The sequence below is a fragment of the Eisenbergiella porci genome (assembly GCF_009696275.1).
GTDB classification, from domain to species: Bacteria; Bacillota; Clostridia; order Lachnospirales; family Lachnospiraceae; genus Eisenbergiella; species Eisenbergiella porci.
In genome coordinates this window covers 1-3540 of sequence record NZ_VUMI01000116.1, presented here as the reverse complement: position 1 = coordinate 3540, position 3540 = coordinate 1, and the positions used below count along the sequence as shown (strand labels likewise).

Here is a 3540-nt window from a genome sequence, read left to right as displayed (position 1 = left end):
ATGATAACACAAAAGGCACGGCATAAAGCAATCTGATGAAAAATCCATCAGAATAATTTATGCTGTGCCTCTTTTTAATTTGGTGGAGTGTGGCATGGTTTGGTGCCAGATAAAATGCGGGATAACAATCAAGGCTCTTTCCAACAAGGAAAGGGCAGACACCATGAAAGAAAAAAGACGGGATAGCAAAGGACGTATCCTGCATACTGGAGAGAGCCAACGAACAGACGGGAAATACTTATATAAATATGTGGACGCATTTGGAAACACAAAATATGTGTATGCTTGGAGATTGACACCCACAGACCCGACACCAAAGGGAAAACGGGAAAAACCCTCACTTCGTGAACTGGAACAGCAAATAAGACGGGATATTGAGGACGGTATCGACAGCACAGGCAAGAACATGACACTTTGCCAACTCTACGCCAAACAGAACACACAGAGGGCAAATGTGAAGAAAAGCACACAGAAACAACGGGAACAGCTCATGCGGTTATTGAAAGAGGACAAGTTAGGTGCTAGGAGCATTGATACGATAAAACCCTCTGACGCTAAGGAATGGGCGTTACGCATGAAAGACAAAGGCTTTTCCTATAACACCATTAACAATCATAAACGCTCGTTAAAAGCGTCATTCTATATTGCCATACAAGACGATTGTGTAAGGAAAAACCCTTTTGATTTCAAGTTAAGTGAAGTCCTAGAAAATGATACCAAAGAGAAAGTCGCATTAACAGAGGAACAGGAACAAGCCCTACTCTCATTCATCAAGACGGACAATGTGTATCACAAGTATTATGATGATGTGCTGATACTGTTAAAGACAGGACTTCGTATCTCGGAACTGTGCGGACTGACAATCATGGACGTTGATTTTATCCATGAGGTTGTAGTTATCGACCACCAGTTACTAAAGAGCAAGGAACAAGGCTATTATATTGAAACACCTAAGACAAAAAGCGGAACAAGGCAAGTGCCATTAAGCAAAGAAACGATACAGGCATTTCAACGGGTTATGAAGAAACGCCCAAAGACAGAACCATTTGTAATAGACGGACGGGGCAACTTTCTATTTGTCAATCAGAAAGGCAAGCCCAAAGTTGCGATTGATTACAATATGCTTTTTGTCCGTATGGTAAAGAAATACAACAAGCACCACAAAGACAACCCCTTGCCACATATCACACCGCATACACTACGCCATACGTTCTGCACAAGGCTGGCAAGCAAGAACATGAATCCGAAAGATTTACAGTATATCATGGGGCATTCAAATATCAGTATCACAATGAACTGGTACGCTCATGCGTCCATAGATACCGCAAAATCAGAGGTTCAGCGTCTAATCGCATAAGAAGTATTTACCACGATTTTAACCACGATTAACAGGGAAAATATAAGAAGATAGACCTAGATATGTGAGGTTTACCACAAAAGCAAAATGCCCGTAGAGCCGATAAAATAAGGCTTTGCGGACATTTAAGAAGATATAAAAAGAAAGTCAAAAAGACATATATAATTTATGAATAATGACTTATATGAATTTGAGACTTTTGTATATCGTATTAAAACACTAATCAAAGAGGCGCGCAATAATAATATAGAAGTTATTTATGTTAGACATGATGATGGTGTTGGACAGAAATTAACTAAAGGCGCATTAGGCTATGAAATATACGAAGAATTTCAGCCAATGCCAAATGAGCGTGTTTTTGATAAAAATGTAAACAGTGCTTTCAAAGATACGGGGTTGTTGGATTACCTACATGAAAAAGATGAAGATACAATTATTATTGTAGGGCTACAAACAGATTACTGCATAGATGCAACAGTGAAATGTGGTTTTGAGCATGGACTTAAAATGATTGTTCCAGCAAATACAAACAGTACGCTTGATAATGCGTATATGACAGCGGAAAAATCTTATAGATATTATAATCAGTTCATGTGGAATGGAAGATACGCAGAATGTATTTCATTTGAAAAAACTCTTGAATTGATGAATAGATAAATTCCAGTTTGACAACTTCATATCCATATACACAAAGCAGTTAGTCTTAGGATTGACTGCTTTTAAAAAGACACCATTTAGGTGTACTGCTGTCTTTTAGGTATTATTTTGTAGTCATATCAAGGCTCATTCAATCGTGGTAAATTTGTGGTAAAATAAATTTTTTTCTATACTTCAAAACGCTTGAAAGTATAGTGTTTATGCGGATAATCGAAAATTAGATATAAAATTTGTTCGAAAATATTTTATCAAAAATAAATCCTGTAATTATGCATATATTAATTAATAAAAATGCATACATATGATTATACTGCTTAATATTTACTCCAATTAAAGTTAGCCAGACTCCAAATCCTCCCTCAGAAGCTAAAAAAATAATAAATAGATTAATAATACCTCCAAAATATATTTTTTTTAAAAAATCCGAAAAATTCTTTTTTATAAAAAAAAGCATAAATAAACTTAACAATAAAGAAAATGCAAAAAAAATTCCCAAAGAACATAATCCATTTTCTCCATAAGCTGCAAACGAATCATCATAATAATTTCTCATATCTGCAAAAGGTTTTATTCTATGATTTATAATAGGCAATATCAGCTGAACAAATTTCAAACTTCCTGCCTTTGCATTCACAATATTTAAATAAATATTACTACTATCAAATATTTTTTCATTGCTAAACTTTAAATCTATTAATAGAGTAAGGAGCATTCCTATTATAAGAATAAATATTAACTTTACTTTGAATTTGTAAGTAAACTTTCTTCCAGAAAATATTATAGCAAATATAAGTAATATAAGCGACATATATGAATATTCAATTGAAAAAAAAGAAACTACAAACAGTAAAGAAAAAAATTGTTTGTAGTCCATTAGGAGAATATTCTTTATTATTCCCTTGTCCAATTAACCAAACACAATACATTGTTAATGGAGCCATAATAAAAAATCCTACAGGAATTTGAATTCCACCACGCATTATACGATATGGAAAAAAAGGAACAATTAATGATATCATATAAGAGCTTAATATTGATATATTCATTTTTCTTAATACAAAATAAACCGTAATAGTCAATACGGGAAATGATAGGGCAAAGTATATACTTATAGCAATTCGAACATTTTCACAAATTAATGTTAATATTGAGATAATTATATAATGTATATTTAAACCACTATTTGAAATTATATTGAAAAACTTATCTAATAATGTAGAATTCGCACTATTTAATTTTATCATCTCATTAGCTAATTTCACATCCACATTATTAAGTAACTGATTTAAATCCCCCCCCAATACAATGAAATAAGTACAAAAAAATAAAATTATTGAGCTACAAGCTACAGATATTATACATAAACTTTTTTTATATTTACACATAGAGATATATAACACCTCCCTATTTAGTCAAGTGTTTTTTCCTTATTTTTCAAGAAATTTTTAATTTCATATCTCAGATAAATGAGCCAAGAGGATGGACATTTCTCTGTATCTGGTACGAAAATAGAGGGTTTTGGGTAC

At 33.0% G+C, this 3540-nt stretch carries 4 protein-coding genes; 2 read left to right on the top strand and 2 right to left on the bottom strand.

From position 1 onward, the window contains the following. Positions 1 to 163 precede the first annotated feature (163 nt). Both FYJ45_RS28890 and FYJ45_RS28885 read left to right on the top strand, forming a co-directional pair. Positions 164 to 1357 (top strand): site-specific integrase, encoded by a 1194-nt coding sequence (locus FYJ45_RS28890; protein ID WP_154468386.1) that lies wholly within the window; start codon positions 164 to 166, stop codon positions 1355 to 1357. A gap of 168 nt (positions 1358 to 1525) precedes the next feature. Beyond that, a complete protein-coding gene (locus tag FYJ45_RS28885) occupies positions 1526 to 2014 on the top strand; it encodes a cysteine hydrolase family protein (protein ID WP_154468385.1) in 489 nt (162 codons plus the stop codon). A gap of 217 nt (positions 2015 to 2231) precedes the next feature. Here the strand turns inward: FYJ45_RS28885 and FYJ45_RS28880 are convergent, their stop codons facing one another. Then, positions 2232 to 2888 carry a hypothetical protein gene (locus tag FYJ45_RS28880; protein ID WP_154468384.1) on the bottom strand — a complete coding sequence of 219 codons (657 nt, stop codon included), beginning with the start codon at positions 2886 to 2888 and terminating at the stop codon, positions 2232 to 2234. Beyond that, on the bottom strand, positions 2833 to 3399 hold the full coding sequence (locus tag FYJ45_RS28875) for a hypothetical protein (RefSeq protein ID WP_154468383.1): 567 nt from the start codon (positions 3397 to 3399) through the stop codon (positions 2833 to 2835). The genes FYJ45_RS28880 and FYJ45_RS28875 overlap by 56 nt, the downstream gene beginning before the upstream one ends. Positions 3400 to 3540: the final 141 nt, after the last annotated feature.